The organism is Streptomyces sp. NPDC096132 (genome assembly GCF_044763345.1).
Taxonomy (GTDB): Bacteria; Actinomycetota; Actinomycetes; order Streptomycetales; family Streptomycetaceae; genus Streptomyces.
Genome location: NZ_JBIWGA010000001.1, coordinates 180,495 through 194,854, shown reverse-complemented (window position 1 = coordinate 194,854; position 14,360 = coordinate 180,495). Strand labels below are relative to the sequence as shown.

14 protein-coding genes are annotated in these 14,360 nt (G+C 66.0%); 8 read left to right on the top strand and 6 right to left on the bottom strand.

Annotated features, from left to right (window positions below; all coding sequences use genetic code 11):
- Positions 1–1,030: 1,030 nt before the first annotated feature.
- On the bottom strand, positions 1,031–1,876 hold the full coding sequence (locus tag ACIRF9_RS00870) for a DUF6602 domain-containing protein (protein WP_403814268.1): 846 nt from the start codon (positions 1,874–1,876) through the stop codon (positions 1,031–1,033).
- Positions 1,877–1,985: 109 nt separating this feature from the next.
- Between ACIRF9_RS00870 and ACIRF9_RS00865 the strand changes: the two genes are divergently transcribed.
- Both ACIRF9_RS00865 and ACIRF9_RS00860 read left to right on the top strand, forming a co-directional pair.
- Positions 1,986–5,147 (top strand): DUF3427 domain-containing protein, encoded by a 3,162-nt coding sequence (locus ACIRF9_RS00865; RefSeq protein WP_403814265.1) that lies wholly within the window; start codon positions 1,986–1,988, stop codon positions 5,145–5,147.
- 81 nt (positions 5,148–5,228) lie between these two features.
- Positions 5,229–5,891, top strand: a complete 663-nt coding sequence (locus tag ACIRF9_RS00860) for an HAD family hydrolase (RefSeq protein ID WP_403814263.1) — start codon at positions 5,229–5,231, stop codon at positions 5,889–5,891.
- Here the strand turns inward: ACIRF9_RS00860 and ACIRF9_RS00855 are convergent.
- Positions 5,872–7,146, bottom strand: a complete 1,275-nt coding sequence (locus tag ACIRF9_RS00855; RefSeq protein ID WP_403814260.1) for a transcriptional regulator — start codon at positions 7,144–7,146, stop codon at positions 5,872–5,874. The genes ACIRF9_RS00860 and ACIRF9_RS00855 overlap by 20 nt on opposite strands.
- A 932-nt stretch (positions 7,147–8,078) precedes the next feature.
- On the opposite strand from ACIRF9_RS00855, the gene ACIRF9_RS00850 reads away from it, so the two are divergent.
- Together ACIRF9_RS00850 and ACIRF9_RS00845 are read left to right on the top strand one after the other, a co-directional pair.
- On the top strand, positions 8,079–8,546 hold the full coding sequence (locus ACIRF9_RS00850; protein WP_403814258.1) for a hypothetical protein: 468 nt from the start codon (positions 8,079–8,081) through the stop codon (positions 8,544–8,546).
- Positions 8,547–8,640: 94 nt separating this feature from the next.
- Positions 8,641–9,027, top strand: a complete 387-nt coding sequence (locus ACIRF9_RS00845) for a hypothetical protein (RefSeq protein ID WP_403814255.1) — start codon at positions 8,641–8,643, stop codon at positions 9,025–9,027.
- Between the two features lie 85 nt (positions 9,028–9,112).
- Here ACIRF9_RS00845 and ACIRF9_RS00840 read toward each other — a convergent pair whose 3' ends face one another.
- From ACIRF9_RS00840 to ACIRF9_RS00830, 3 genes are all read right to left on the bottom strand, one after another.
- On the bottom strand, positions 9,113–9,475 hold the full coding sequence (locus tag ACIRF9_RS00840; RefSeq protein ID WP_403814252.1) for a hypothetical protein: 363 nt from the start codon (positions 9,473–9,475) through the stop codon (positions 9,113–9,115).
- Between the two features lie 167 nt (positions 9,476–9,642).
- Positions 9,643–10,053, bottom strand: a complete 411-nt coding sequence (locus ACIRF9_RS00835; RefSeq protein ID WP_403814249.1) for an SRPBCC domain-containing protein — start codon at positions 10,051–10,053, stop codon at positions 9,643–9,645.
- A complete protein-coding gene (locus ACIRF9_RS00830; protein WP_403814246.1) occupies positions 10,050–10,403 on the bottom strand; it encodes an ArsR/SmtB family transcription factor in 354 nt (117 codons plus the stop codon). Before ACIRF9_RS00830 ends, ACIRF9_RS00835 begins: the two co-directional genes overlap by 4 nt.
- A gap of 189 nt (positions 10,404–10,592) precedes the next feature.
- Between ACIRF9_RS00830 and ACIRF9_RS00825 the strand changes: the two genes are divergently transcribed.
- From ACIRF9_RS00825 to ACIRF9_RS00815, 3 genes are all read left to right on the top strand, one after another.
- Positions 10,593–11,249: an RNA polymerase sigma factor gene (locus ACIRF9_RS00825; RefSeq protein WP_403816058.1), complete on the top strand. Its 657-nt coding sequence runs from the start codon at positions 10,593–10,595 to the stop codon at positions 11,247–11,249.
- On the top strand, positions 11,246–12,367 hold the full coding sequence (locus tag ACIRF9_RS00820) for a CU044_5270 family protein (RefSeq protein ID WP_403814243.1): 1,122 nt from the start codon (positions 11,246–11,248) through the stop codon (positions 12,365–12,367). Before ACIRF9_RS00825 ends, ACIRF9_RS00820 begins: the two co-directional genes overlap by 4 nt.
- A 90-nt stretch (positions 12,368–12,457) precedes the next feature.
- Positions 12,458–12,760, top strand: a complete 303-nt coding sequence (locus ACIRF9_RS00815; protein ID WP_403814240.1) for a hypothetical protein — start codon at positions 12,458–12,460, stop codon at positions 12,758–12,760.
- Between the two features lie 16 nt (positions 12,761–12,776).
- Here ACIRF9_RS00815 and ACIRF9_RS00810 read toward each other — a convergent pair whose 3' ends face one another.
- Positions 12,777–13,739, bottom strand: coding sequence for a GlxA family transcriptional regulator (locus ACIRF9_RS00810; protein WP_403814237.1), 963 nt, complete (start codon positions 13,737–13,739; stop codon positions 12,777–12,779).
- A 153-nt stretch (positions 13,740–13,892) separates the two neighbouring features.
- Between ACIRF9_RS00810 and ACIRF9_RS00805 the strand changes: the two genes are divergently transcribed.
- Positions 13,893–14,342, top strand: coding sequence for a hypothetical protein (locus tag ACIRF9_RS00805; RefSeq protein WP_403814235.1), 450 nt, complete (start codon positions 13,893–13,895; stop codon positions 14,340–14,342).
- Positions 14,343–14,360: the final 18 nt, after the last annotated feature.

Below are 14,360 nucleotides of genomic sequence, written 5' to 3'. Positions count from 1 at the left end.
GGCGGAATCTGCGCCTCCACCGAAAAAGAGAGCATCAATCTCTTTTCCGACCCGAGCGTAGGCGAGCGGTTAGGTTATTACGATGGATGGCTTGCAGAGGATGACGACCTAGGTCCGACCTTCGAATACACCGGTGCGGGAAAGTCGGGAGATCAAACTTTCGAAGGGCAGGCAGGGTCGGGCAACAAAGCAATCCTGCAGCATTCCGAGCAAGGGCGCACCCTTAGAGTATTCACACAGGTAGGCAAAATACCGGGGACTGGCACCAAGACGCACAAATATCTCGGCGAGTTCTCCCTGGACCATCTACAGCCGTACGTTTGGCGACGAGTACACGATTCCAGCAATCAAGTCCGCAGCGTAATAGTCTTTCGACTAAGGCCCGATGGCGAGGTGATACAACGCTCCGAAAGGAAATTGATACCTGTAGCCGAGGAAACCATCGCGGAGCTAGTTCCGTTGACGGTAGTGACAGCGGCCATGCTGCAACCTGCCCCGGCAACAACTGGCGGGCTATCAGTTCCGAAGCAACGAAAGAAGAAGAGCCAACGAAGCAGGTCGGCCAACACAGCAACCAGTGGGACCTTTGTCGTTTCAGAGGCATTCAACACAAGAATGAGCCTTCGCTCCGCCACAGCATCTCTGATAGCCGTGCGACGCAAGGCGGAGCTCACGCAGGAATACAAGGCCCACCTAGAGTCTCTGGGGCACGAAGTTGGCGCTTTCCAAATAAAGGTCAAAGGCTTGAGCTCCATACTTCGGACCGGCCTGTATGACGCAACGGCCCACACACTCTACGAGGCAAAGGGTGCAAGCGCCCGGGAGGATGTGAGAATGGCCCTCGGTCAACTCTTGGATTACAGTCGTTACGTGAACACTGCAACACACCCTGAGCCCCCTCGGAAATTAATCCTGCTACCCGCTGCACCTGACGCAGACATGTACGATCTTTGCGCGAGGTATTCGGTTGGGATCATCCATCGCTCGGAAAGCGGGCGGTTTGTCGGCCCTACAGATCCCCCGAGGGAAGCTACGGCTGCTCTAGCGCCTTAGCCTGACGCCTAGTTCCGGGCGACGGCCAACGACGGGAGATTTCTCCGAGTCGGGTGGCACCTGAGTACGGAATAAGGTCCAGAGGCTTCATCCACGCATCCGAAAAGTGAACGTTTAAGTGGAGCGCAAGGGCCAGCAAGATATCTTGCTCAGGTATCGCATCGATCTGGAGGAGCGATGCACCCGGCTCGGGAGACCTTTCAATGTAATGATTCGCCGGGTTCTGCCACTGCAATTGCCCCTTACCTAGCACCCAGACGCTGTCCGGCCACTCAACAGGATCTCGCCCACTACACCACCTCACCAGATGATTTCCAATAGTCTCAAGTCTTAGACTGTCAAAGGCGACGATGATTCCAGAAGTCGGGAAGAACTCGTGGACCTTCCCATACGCTGACGTGTATCTCGGAACTAGACCCGGCGTTGGGCGATAAGAGTCCTTAGGCAACTTGCGTAGCTTACTTATCTTATTGCAGGCATCTACAAGCTCATTGCCATCCAGCTTTGTCTTCACTTCCACGACCCCATATACGCACTCATTGGGGATTATTCGATATCCACCCAAGGTCGTGAAAGACGGCGCCCCGCGGTCAACGAGCACGATATCGCTCTGCGGGGAGACTTCCCCGCTAGCCGTCACTATTTCCGCATTATGCACCGCTTCGACATGAGACGGCAGATATCCCGCCAAGAAGTCGCGAATTATCAATTCGCGTGAGGTGCCGGCCTCGCCGTTATGATTGAAATTCCTGGATTGCTCAAAGTCGGCTCGCATTCTCTTGGCAACCGAGCTGAGGATGGGGCCGAGCTTCTCCTGAGTCATGTTGAGATCGTAGAGCGCGCCACTCGCTTCTCCACCCCCCTCGCGTGAGGTGTCAGTAGCTTCTGTTACATATGAGCGCAGCTGTCCAAAGCGACCGAGGGGGGCCAGGGTGTCCGATGCCGTGGATGTGTCACAGCCTGCGGCGGGCGTGTACGAGGAACTCGTCACGCTTCGGTGCGAGCAGAAACTGAAGGAGCTCGCAAGCCTCGGGTGGCTGCCAGTGAGCGACGCGGTCGGTACCGAATCGGTCCCCCATGTCCTCGCAAGACACGTCGCCGGGACCGTGCGGCGCGTGCTGGACTCCCTCCCCGCCCAGGAGCGGGTGCACGCGGCGAACCACATCCTGGAGTCCATCAGCACTCTTGAAGGGGCCCAGGAGTGGGTGGACCTGGTGGCCGAAGGGCCTCGCCAACTCCTTGCATTGACCCGGCAGGAGGCACCGGGTGTTTTCGCCGTCAGGCCCGCTATCCCTCTCTCCGACACCGCGCTGATCACCAACTCGCCAGAGGACCCCAGCCTCGGCTTCGAACTGCGCGCCGAGCTGGCTACCGCTGATCACGTCGACCTGCTCTGCGCCTTCGTGAAGTGGCACGGGCTGCGCATCATCGAGCAGTCCCTCAAGGCGGCCCGCGAGCGGAATGTGCCGATACGCGTCATCACGACTACGTACATCGGCGCGACAGAGCGGCGTGCGCTGGATCGGTTGGTCCAGGAGTTCAATGCCAAGGTCAAGGTCAACTACGAGACGCGGTCGACGCGCCTGCACGCCAAAGCATGGCTGTTCCGCCGTAAGAGCGGTTACAACACTGCCTACGTCGGCAGCTCCAACCTCTCCAAAGCCGCGCTGCTCGATGGTCTTGAGTGGAACGTCCGGCTGTCGTCCATCGCCACGCCAGATGTTCTACGAAAGTTCGACGCGACCTTCGAGTCGTATTGGAGCGACCCGTCCTTCGAGGCGTACGACCCGCACACTGATGGAGCCCGCTTGCAGGAAGCGCTGGCGATCGCCGGAGGTACCTCCTCGAAGCCCTCGGCGGAACGCGGCATCACGTTGTCCGGCCTTGAGGTACGCCCCTACCCACACCAGCGAGACATGCTGGAGCGACTGGACGTTGAACGCGAAGTGCATGACCGACACCGGAATCTCCTGGTGGCCGCGACCGGCACCGGCAAGACCGTGATGGCAGCGCTCGACTACAAGGAATTGCGCAAGAAGCATGGCCGTGATCTACGGCTGCTCTTCGTTGCCCACCGTAAAGAGATCTTGCAGCAGTCTCTGCGCACGTACCAAGACGTCTTGGTGGACGCGAACTTCGGCGAGCCCCTCCACAGCGGCGAGATCCCGGAGCGCTGGACACACGTCTTCGCCAGCGTGCAGTCGCTGAACTCGCGAGCACTGGACCGACTCCCGGCTGATCACTTCGACGTGATCGTGATCGATGAGTTCCACCACGGGACCTCTCCGACGTATCGGAAGATCCTCGATCACTTCCAGCCGTTGGAGTTGCTCGGCCTCACAGCGACGCCCGAGCGTATGGACGGCAAGAACATCCAGGACGAGTTCTTCGATGGCCGCATCGCCGCGGAGATGCGGCTATGGGAGGCCCTGGAGAACGATCTCCTCAGCCCCTTCCACTACTTTGGCATCAGCGACAACACTGACCTGAGCGCGGTGAAGTGGCAAAGCGGGGCATACGACGCCATCGGTCTGAGCAATGTGCTCACCGGAGACGATTCGAGGGCCCGGCTGATCGTGAAAGCCGTCGAGGATACGGTTGTGGACCCAGGTGCCATGCGAGCGCTGGGTTTTTGCGTGTCGGTCAAGCACGCGAAGTTCATGGCGGAGTACTTCCAAACCGCCGGCCTCAACGCCATCGCCCTCTCTGGTCAGAGTCCAGCCGAGGAACGCAAGCACGCCCTGGATGCCCTCAGGTCGGGGGCGCTCCAAGTGATCTTCTCGGTCGACCTCTTCAACGAGGGACTCGACATCCCAGACGTCGACACACTGCTCCTGCTGCGCCCCACCTCGAGCGCAACGGTGTTCCTCCAACAACTCGGCCGAGGTCTCCGTCGGACCGAAGGCAAAGCCGTACTGACTGTTCTGGACTTCATCGGCCAGCATCGCAAGGAATTCCGCTTCGAGAACCAGTTCCGAGCGCTAACGAACCTCACCCGCAAGCGGCTCCTGGACCACATCGAGCATGACTTCCCGCAGCTTCCGTCCGGCTGCCAGATCATCCTTGAGGAGAAGGCGAAGAACACCATCCTCGCCAACATCAAGGAGCAGATCGGCGTCAACGTCACTGCGCTGGCGCGCGAGGTCGCCAACTACGCCGAGCCCAAGCTGAGTCATTACCTCGGCGAGAGCGGGCGTGAGCTCAAAGAGCTCTACCGAGGCAGCGGAAACTCATGGACCGGACTCCTGCGCCGGTCTGGACTGTTGAAGGGAGAAGCACCGGAAGGTGAAGCGGCCCTCCTGAAGAGGGTCTCCTCCTTCCTACACGTGGATGATCCGCTGCGTGTCGCGGCGTACACGCGGATGTTGGAGGACGACGCCCCTGCTTACGATGCACTCGATGAACAGGGACAGGCCTACGCCCGCATGCTCTTCTTCCAGCTGTGGCCGCTCGGTGGCATCACACGCAAGGGCTTCGCGCACTACGACGCCGGATTTGCGACTCTGCGACAGCAGCACGCTGTACGCAGCGAACTCCGCCAGGTGCTGGAGTACAACCTCGCCCGTACCGAACACGTCCCGATCCCGTTGGTCGGGATTGGTGGGCAGAACGGTATCCCGCTGACCGTACACGCCTCGTACAGCCGCGAAGAGATCCTCCCCGCCCTCGGTCAGTCCGTCGTCGGCGGCTTCATGCCGGGCGACTTCCGCGAGGGGGTGAAGTGGTGCGAGTCGATCAAGACCGACGCTCTCCTCATCACCCTGCAGAAGGACGAGAAGGACTTCTCCCCACAGACCCGCTACCACGACTACGCCCAGAGCGAGACGCTCTTCCATTGGGAGTCCCAGAACCAGACCTCGGCAACGTCCCCGACTGGCCTCCGCTACCAGCATCACGTCGCAGAAGGCAGCCACGTCCTGCTCTTCGTGCGCCGTTACAAGAACACGGACATCGGAGGAGCTCAGCCGTGGATGCTGCTCGGACCAGCCCAGTACGTCGAACACACAGGCAGCAAGCCGATGGCGATCACATGGCAGTTGAGACATGAGATCCCGGCGGACGTCTGGATGTACTCGGCGATCACGGCAGGGTGACATCTCACTTCGGTGGGGCTGAGCCCCATGGAAGCTGCTCGTGACCAGTAAGTGCGCGGTGTGCCTCGATACCCTGCCCCCATGATTCGCGCAGTCGTCTTTGACGTCGGTGAGTGCCTGGTGGACGAGACCCGGGAGTACGGCACATGGGCCGACTGGCTGGGGGTGCCGAGGCACACATTCCACGCCATGTTTGGGGCTGTCATCGCTCAGGGTCGGGACTACCGAGAGACCTTCCAGGAGTTCCAGCCGGGGTTCGATCTCTACGAGGAACGTGAGAAGCGGGCTGCCGCCGGGCAGGCGGAGGCGTTCGGTGAGACAGATCTGTACGCGGATGTTCGGCCGGCGCTGGCCCAGCTTCGGGGCGCTGGGCTGTGGCTCGGCATCGCGGGCAACCAGACCGTGCGGGCGGGGCGGATTCTGCGTGACTTGTTCTCCCGGGACGTCGATCTCATCGGCACGTCGGACGACTGGGGGGCCAGTAAGCCCGATCCCGAGTTCTTCAAGCGCGTTGCCCACGTGGTGCCCTTCGCAGTCGACTCGATCCTCTACGTCGGGGATCGGTGCGACAACGACATCCGCCCGGCGCGGGAGGCGGGTATGCCAACAGCGCTCGTGCGTCGCGGGCCGTGGGCGACCATCCAGTGGAACAGCACCGAGGCCCGGGAGTTGCCGACGTTCCGGGTCGACAGCTTGCTTGAACTTCCGGATTTGGTAAGCAAGTTCAACGGGTCAGAGCGCTGACCGTCGTCTGCCAGTCATACAGACGATCGTCAAGGTCACGTACACAACGATCGTGCTGATGAGGGGCGAGCATTCGTCGCACTTCACGTACCCGGTCCATACCGGTCGCATACCAGGTGACGGCAAGCTGATCGAGGGCCTTGCCCGCGTACGTGCACGCGCGTTCGAGGTTTCCGGCCGCTGCTTCGACCGCCGCCAGGTCGCCGTAAATGACTGTGCGTTGTTTGTCCTCTGCAGGTGACATCGCCTCCAGGGCTCCCAGCAGAGTGTCGCGGGCCTGCGGGAGGTGGCCCGCGATGAGCTGGGTGTTTCCCTTGAAGGCAGCGAGGCGTGCCGGCGAGAACCAGTCCATCCACTCGGGCGACGGGTGGTCGTTACCGGCCTTCAAAATGTCCTCGGCGTGACCGATGAGGTGGAGGGCCGTCCGGGTATTGCCACAACGGGTCTCACATTCGGCTTCCACCGCGTCGAGCCATGCGAGGAACTCAGCGGACGTGGAGGCACGGCGGGCGTAGGTACGCGCCGCCGTCATACGCTCCAGGACCGCTTCGCGATCGGCCGCCCAACCAGGGATGAACGCCATGTGCGCGATGATCGCCGAGCCGAGCAGTTGGTCGTCGGCCTCGCCCGCGGCTTGCAGGGCCAGAAGAAGCGTCTCGCTCGCGGTGCTCGGTTCGCGCAGGTCGAAGAACTCGATGCGTCCTGCGAGGAGATAAGTCTCGGCGAGCGCGGCTGCGATCGTGCGCCGCGTGGAGTCGGTGGTCTCAGGAAGCAGGGAACAGCCCAGCGTTGCGTGCGCTACGACTGCGGGGTGCAGTTTGCTGGGGGCGACAGACCAGTAGAGCCGACGGTGGGACCGCGTCACGGTCTCGAAGTCCGTGCCAGCCGTTGGCGGTTGAGGTGAGGCTACGGCTCGGCTCTGCACGACTGCCAGTCCCAGTGCGGCAGCTCCGCCGGCGACCATAGTGCGCCGTGTCTGGTCGGGCTGTGGCCCACTGGAACCCCATGGGGGTGTGAAGCCGAGCGACTCCATGTTCTGGCCCAGGAGATGTACGAGTACTCGCTGGCAGTCCGGTTGCGGCCAGGGCGGGCTCTCCGACTCCCAGCGACGCACTTGGCGCACGCCGATGGACAGGCCACGGATGCCCAGGGGTTTCGCGCTCTCGGTCAGGGCGTCGGCCAAGTCCTGTTGTGAGTTGAAGCCAGCAGCCACGCGGGCGGCTTTGAGCCGAATGTTGCCTGCAGGTCGAGGCACGAGACACCTCCCATTGACGGACGCTCCCACCTTCCCACAGTAAGTCCTCTGTGAAGCAGTACATCACCCCTGGGGCGTCATTAAGGCCCTTTTGAAGTCCGTTTAGAGGCCTACTGAAGTCCTCGAATCGCACGCCTAGGTCCTGGACTCTAGTCATGCCCCACCGCCGAACGACGAAAGGGAGCAGGGCAGACCATGGACACACAAGCGGCCTTGGACAGAGCAATCGCCGAGTGGCTCGCCAGAGCCCACCCAGTACCGCAGCGGCCGCGAAGGGAATGGGTGACACAAGGCGTGGCGCTGCTGCCTCTCGGCGAGCGCTTCGCTGCAGTACGTATGGCAGGTGTCGTGGTCCATGCTGCTGTCAGAACCGAGGATCGGGACGAAGTAGCGGTTCGCCTGGGGACGTTACTCGGAGGATCGATCATCTACGACCACCGAGTCTCTGGCGGAACGTATTACGCCCTCATCCAGGGTCACGTGGGTCTGGTCTGGCCGTACGGGGAGGTCGCTACTTGTCTCAGCCAAGGCACCTACCTGGGAGTGCCACGTCTCGACCAGCAGCAGCCTCCAGGCACGTACTGGGTGGTCCCACCGCGATATGAGGGCGACTTGGTCCCGCCGCGGTCGATCGTTGCCTTGGTCCAGACTGGGCGGTCGCGGTTGACCAGCCAGGCTGAGGCTGGCTGAGCAGGGAGCTGACCTTGCCCTCCATCAGCTCCTGGGACGGAACGGCTGCCGCCGCTGCCGCCCCGCGAAGCCCTTCGCTGGTTCTCATCTGTTGTAGATGCCAGCTCCGCATTCAGTCGGCTGAGACGTACGACAGCCATATCCACGACAGGGCATCCGGACCGCCGTACACGACCTACAGCCACCGCGCCGAATGCCCCCGGTACCTGTCCGATGGTCCTCTCCCCCTGTGAGGTGAACCCTTGCTCCACACCATCCCGGCTCCCAGCCTCCCCTCCGTCCCCATCGCCACCCATCCCCGCACCGGCCGCTCCCTCGTCACCAACGCCGAGTTCGACACGCTTGCCGCGTTCTGCGCCGACGAGTACGGCCTGGAGCGCTGTGTCGCGGACCGGGTCGTCGACCAGGCGCTCGCGCTCGTCTTCGTGATGGGGACGAGTGGTGAGGGGGCGAGCATGGCGCCGTCGGAACGGGTCGATCCCGGCTGGCACACGCTCATCCTGCACACCGGCTGGTACGCCGAGTGGTGCGAGCGCAGCTTCGGCTACTTCCTGCACCACCAGCCGAACGGCAAGGTCCGCACGCGTGGGCTCATGGTCGACGTCGTCGACAGGATTCGGGCCGCCGGTTTCGAGGTCGACGAGCGGCTGTGGGGCACGGCCGCCGACTGCAACCCGCCCGCCTGCTGCGGCGACGGCGACGGCTGCTGATTCCTTCCGCCGACAGTGCGGGTCGGCCGTCCTCACGGTCGCCCCGCCCGTCGCAGTCCCAGTGCCAGTCCCAGTGCCAGAACGGACTCATCGCGTGCGCCTGACCGAGCTCACCGCCACCAGCCGCGTCACCGTCTTCCCCCTCGAAGACCTCACCGTCGCCTACACCACCCAGTCCAGCGACGAACGCGGCCTCGGCGACATCGGGCTCGTCACCGTCGTCGATGAACAGACCGACGGGGAGGAGCTGTGGCGCCTCGCGCGCGACCTCGGCGGTCGCGCCAGCGGTGCGGATCAGGCCCGATGGATCCTCACCCAGGCCGGCCGGGCCCGGATGGTCACGTCGTACACCGATCTTCCGGACGCCAAGTGGACGGCACACATCCGCCGACGCTTCGAACTCGACTCGCTCTTCGCGAATCATGCAGTGCTGATGACCGGTCGTAGCTCAGTTGGCTCGGGCCGTATTCAGGGACAGTGACAGACCGCGATCCGCGCGTACTGGAGGCGAAGGCCGGGCCCCACAGGGCCGCGGCCTTCGCGTTTCGTTACGGCGAACGGTCGGGTCAGGGCGCGCAGATCACATAGATCGTGCCGTTGGCCCCGCTGCCGTTCGACCTCTGCTTCAGGTTGGCCTTCCAGCCGACGGGCCTGCCGGAGGAGTTGCGGGTCGGTTCCGTGCGGGAGACGAACACGTTGAACTCGTCGTCGGCTCCGACGCCGCCGCCCGTTGCCTTCCAGCCGGACGGGCAGGAGATGGTGGTCTCGGAGAAGAAGTACTTCGATTTGACGACGGGCCTGGCGGCCGCGGCGTCGGCGGAGGGCGAGAACGAGGGGAACGAGTTGAACGCGACCAGGGCAAGGAGGATCGCGGTGACCGCGGCCAGGGCGTAGGCGGGCCGGCGGGCAGCGGCGGTCATGTCGCTCATGCGGTTCCTTCCGGTGTGGTGGAGGGTGACGCCGGGATCCGACTCTCGTCGTCCCGGGTCATGTCGCGTCCCCAGGTCAGCACCGTCGGGCGCGCGACACGCGGACCTCTCCGCAGGTGATCAGTACTCGCCGGAAGGAGATCGTTCGCGAGCCGTCGTGGGTCCGTCTACGCCTGATCCAGGGTCTTCGACAGGCTCGCCAGTACGTGCGGCCAGCCCTCGCCCATTCCTTCGAAGGCCGCCCTGCCCAGGGGGGAGTCGAGGTCGAAGCCCTCGTGGGTGAGGAAGAGGCGGGTGCCGGTGCCCTCGGGTTCGAGGCGCCAGGTGATCGTCGTGTCGAGGTTGCCTTCCGCGAAGCTGTAGCGGAGGAGGCGTTCCGGGTCGACGGTCAGGACCTCGCAGGGCTGTTGGCCCCAGGGGCCCATGTCGAGGGTGAAGCGGTGGCCGACGATGGGGCGTACGTCGCCGGCGGCCCACCAGCGGGCGTGCAGGTCCGGGTCGGTGAGGGCCTTCCAGACGGCGGCCGGGGGGTGGGGCAGGAACTGGTCGCAGTGAATCGCGGAGGGGGCGGGGGTCATGGCTGGGGGTCCTTGGTGGGGTGGTCGTTCCGGTGTGCTTCGTTTCGTTGTTCGTCGAGCACGTCGCCCAGTGAGCGCATCCTCGCCCGCCAGTAGTGCTCGAAGGGGTGCAGCCACTCGCCGACCTCGGCCAGTGGCATGGGTTCCAGGTGGTAGAAGCGCTGGCGGCCGCGTGGCTCCTCGCGGACGAGGCGGGCCTGGCGGAGGACCTGGAGGTGCTCGGAGATGGCGGGGCGGCTCAGTTCGAAGCGGCCGGCGAGGTCGTTGACCGCCCGGGGGCCGTCCCGTAGGGCATCGAGGAGTTGGCGCCGTACGGGGTTGGCCAGTGCGCCGAAGACGTCCTGGGGCATGGCATCGACAATACGTCGGGGATTTCCGACACGTCAATGATTTCCGACGCGTCGACCCGCCCCCGGGCGCAGCGGGAGCGGCGGTCGCGCATGTGAGCCACGCCACGGGAACCGGCTCCCGGGGCGCGGAGAGGTAGATGTGTGAGGTCTGTGAGGTCCGAGAGATCCAACGATGACGACGACGGGCGGCTGCGGAGGCGGGTGCGGGGCGGGGAACGTGAGGCGTTCGCCGAGCTGTACGAGCTTCATGCCACGGCCGTCTACCACCATGCCCTGCGGCTGACCGGCGACTGGTCGGCGGCCGAGGAGGTCATGTCGGAGACGTTTCTGGCCGCTTGGCGGGGGCGGGGGGACGTGGAGGCCGAAGGGGGGTCGTTGCGGCCGTGGCTGTTCGGGATCGCCACCAACAAGGCGCGCAACGCCGACCGGAGTCTGCGGCGGCGGCTCGCCTTTCTGGCCCGGCGGGTACCGGAGGTGGAGGCCGAGGCGGTCGACGACTTCGCCGAGGAGGTCGCCGGGAGGGTCGATGACGCTCGGCGTCTCGCCGACGTACGGCGGGTGCTGGGGCGGCTTCGGCGGCACGAGCGGGAGGTCATCGCGCTGTGCGTGTGGGGTGGGCTCGACTACGCGCAGGCCGCCGAGGCGCTCGGGGTGCCCGTCGGGACCGTACGGTCGCGGCTGTCGCGGGCGCGGGCGCGGCTGCGGGGGTTCGTGGACGGGGACGCGCGCGCGGGACGTACGCCATCTAACTCGCATAGAGGATTTATGGAACCGCGGGTTCGTCGCGGAGAGGTAGGGAGTGAGGCCGCGTTCGTGGCCCTGCCCATTCAGGAGGAAGCCCGATGAACTCCACTCCGGCCGGATCCGAGCAGGAGGAACTCGAGGAACTGGCACGGCTGTTGCCCGCCGGGGCCGTCGAGCGGGAGCTGCCTTCCGGGCGTCACTCCCATCACAAGGACGTACTGATGCAGCTCATCGATCGAGACCACGCCCGCGACCACGCCCGCGACCACGCCCGCGACCGGCGTGCGGACAGCGACCGTTCCCTGCCGAGGCCCCGCAGGTTCTCCCGGCCCGCTCTCGTCGCGGGGGCCGTCGCCGTCGCGCTGGCCGCCGGGCTGACCGTGGGGATCGGCGCGGGGCAGCACGGCGACGGCACAGCCACGCGGCCCGGTGCCGCCCGTACGGGAGGGGGGAGTCGTAGCGCCGCCGTGACCCTCGACCGGATCGCCGCCGTCGCCATGCGGACCGATGTCACACCGGTGGGCGAGGACCAGTTCGTGTACGTGCGCAGCAGGACGGCCGACAACGAAGGTGTCTTCGAAGGACCCGTCAAGCTGGGGAAGCCGCATGAGCGGCAGGTGTGGTTCTCGCAGCGGGAGGAGTCGACGATCGACATCGGGCTGATCCGCGAGTACGGGCAGGACTGGCCGATCGAGGTGGGTGTGCCGGACGGCATGGATCCGAAGGACGCCGGGTATCCGGCCGGCATCGGACGGCCCACCTACGCCTGGCTCGCCTCCCTGCCCGCCGATCCCGACGCGCTGCTGAAGCTGCTCTACAAGGAGACGCCGCGGGACGAGACCCGTGCGGACCGGGGCCAGGCCGTCTTCAATCAGATCGGCGACCTCATCAGTGAGCAGATCATGCCCTCCGCCACTGCCGCCGCCTTCTACCGGGCCGCCGCGCGGATTCCCGGCGTGACCGAGCTGCCCGACGCCGTCGACGCGGCGGGGCGGCACGGGATCGCGATCGCCCGTGAGGACACGGCGGACGGGACCCGTACGGAGTGGATCTTCGACGGCACCACCCTCGACTATCTCGGCGAACGCACCGTCTTCAGCCGGGACACCAAGCGGGGCAAGAAGGGGACGGTCCTCTTCACCAGCGCGGTGCTGGAGCGAGCTGTGATGGACAAGCGGGGCCAGGAGCCGGGCGAGCGCCGTCGGGCGGGGCGGAGCTGAGCGGAGTCCGGGACGGTCACGCCGACACCGGACCTCCGAGCGGGTCCCGTTAGCCTCGTAACCACTGAGATGACCTTGGAGGAGGCAGGCATGGCGAAGGTTCCCAGTTCGGTGATCGCCGCCGGTGGGCTCGTCGGTGGGTACGGGGTGGCCCGGTGGACGAAGAAGCGGCAGCTCGGTGGGGCCGTGCTGGCCGTCGCGGGGGCGGCGGCCGCGCAGCAGTGGCGGGAGCGGGCGGGCGGGAAGGCCGCGGGGGCGCTGAGCGCCGCGTATGTCGCCGCCTTCGCCGGGTCCCATCCGCTGGCGAAGAAGGTGGGCGCCTGGCCGGCCGTCTTCGGGGTCGCGGGCGCCGTCGCGCTGGCCTCTTGGGCGGTGGCGGACCGGCGGGGCTGACGGCGCACCGCGGTGATCATGCTCGCGCCGCCCCCGACCGGAACGTCCTCCGGTACCCCTGCGGGCTCGTCCCGACCACCCTGCGGAAGCGTTCCCGGAACGCCGTCGGCGAGCCGAAACCGGCCTGGACGGCGATCCGTTCGACGGGATGCGCCGTCGTCTCCAGCAGGTACTGCGCCCGTCGCACCCGCGCCCGGTGCAGCCACTGCAACGGCGTCGTGCCGGTCTGTTCGCGGAAGCGGCGGTTGAGGGTACGACTGCTCATGCCGGCCTGCTCGGCGATCTGGTCCAGTGTCAGGTCGCGTCCGCAGTTGTCCTCCAGCCAGGACAGCAGCGGCTCCAGGGTCGCCCCGGCGGGCGCGGGCGGCGGGTCGTGGACGATGAACTGGGCCTGGCCGCCCTCCCGTTCCAGCGGCATGACCGCCATCCGCGCCGCGTGCGCGGCGACCGCCGAGCCGTGGTCCTTGCGAATCATGTGCAGGCACATGTCCAGGGCCGCGGCCGCGCCCGCCGAGGTGAGGAACTGGCCGTTGTCGACGTACAGGACGTGCGGGTCGACGGTGACCTTCGGGTACCTCGCCGCCAGGTCCGGCGCGGCGATCCAGTGCGTGGTGGCGCGCAGGCCGTCCAGCAGGCCCGTCGCGGCGAACAGGAACGCCCCCACGCAGATCGAGGCGATGCGCGTGCCGTGCGCCGCCGCGTCCCGCAGCGCCTCGGCGACGCCCGGTGGCAGCACCTCCGGCGGGTGCGCGACGCCGGGCAGCACGATCGTGTCCGCCTCCGCAAGCGCCTCCAGCCCGTGCGGCGCGCGCACGGTGAACGTCCCCGCCCGCACCTCCCCGCCGGGATCCGGCGAGCAGACCCGCACCCGGTAGGCCTCGCGGCCGTCGGGCAGCCGCGCCCAGCCGAAGGTGTCTATCGGGGCGGAGAGGTCGAAGGGGATGACCCCGTCCAGCGCCAGTACGGCCACGGTGTGCATGGCGAGAGCGTAGGCATACGACGGCTTTCCGCCAACCGGGCCTCCTGGCAGTGCCGGGCACGTCGCCCCTGACGAGCGGGGCTGGCGGGAATCCGTTGATCCCTGGCACTTGCGCCACTTCTCCAAGATCCGCGTGCCGCCTAGCGTCGGTCCGTGACCAAGTTTCTGCTCGCCGTGCATGTGCTGGCCGCGATCGTCGCCATCGGTCCCGTCACCGTCGCCGCCAGCATGTTCCCGCCGGCCGCCCGCCAGTTCCTCGCCGCGCCCGACGACGAACGGGCGGGCGCGACCGTACGGCTGCTGCACCGCATCTGCCAGGTGTACGCGGCCGTCGGCATCGCCGTGCCCGTCTTCGGGTTCGCCACGGCGGGCGCGATGGGGGTGATGGGCGACGCCTGGCTGATCGCGTCGATCGTGCTGACCGTCCTGGCCGCGGGTGTGCTGCTCGTGCTCGTCCTGCCCCGGCAGGAGGTGCTGGTCGAGGGCCGAGGGACGCGGGAGACCACCGTCCGGCTCGCCATGTTCACCGGGATGTTCAACCTGCTGTGGGCGGCGGTGACGGTCCTGATGATCGTACGGCCGGGGTCGACGACGGGGGCGTAGCGGCTTCGGGCGGTCGAG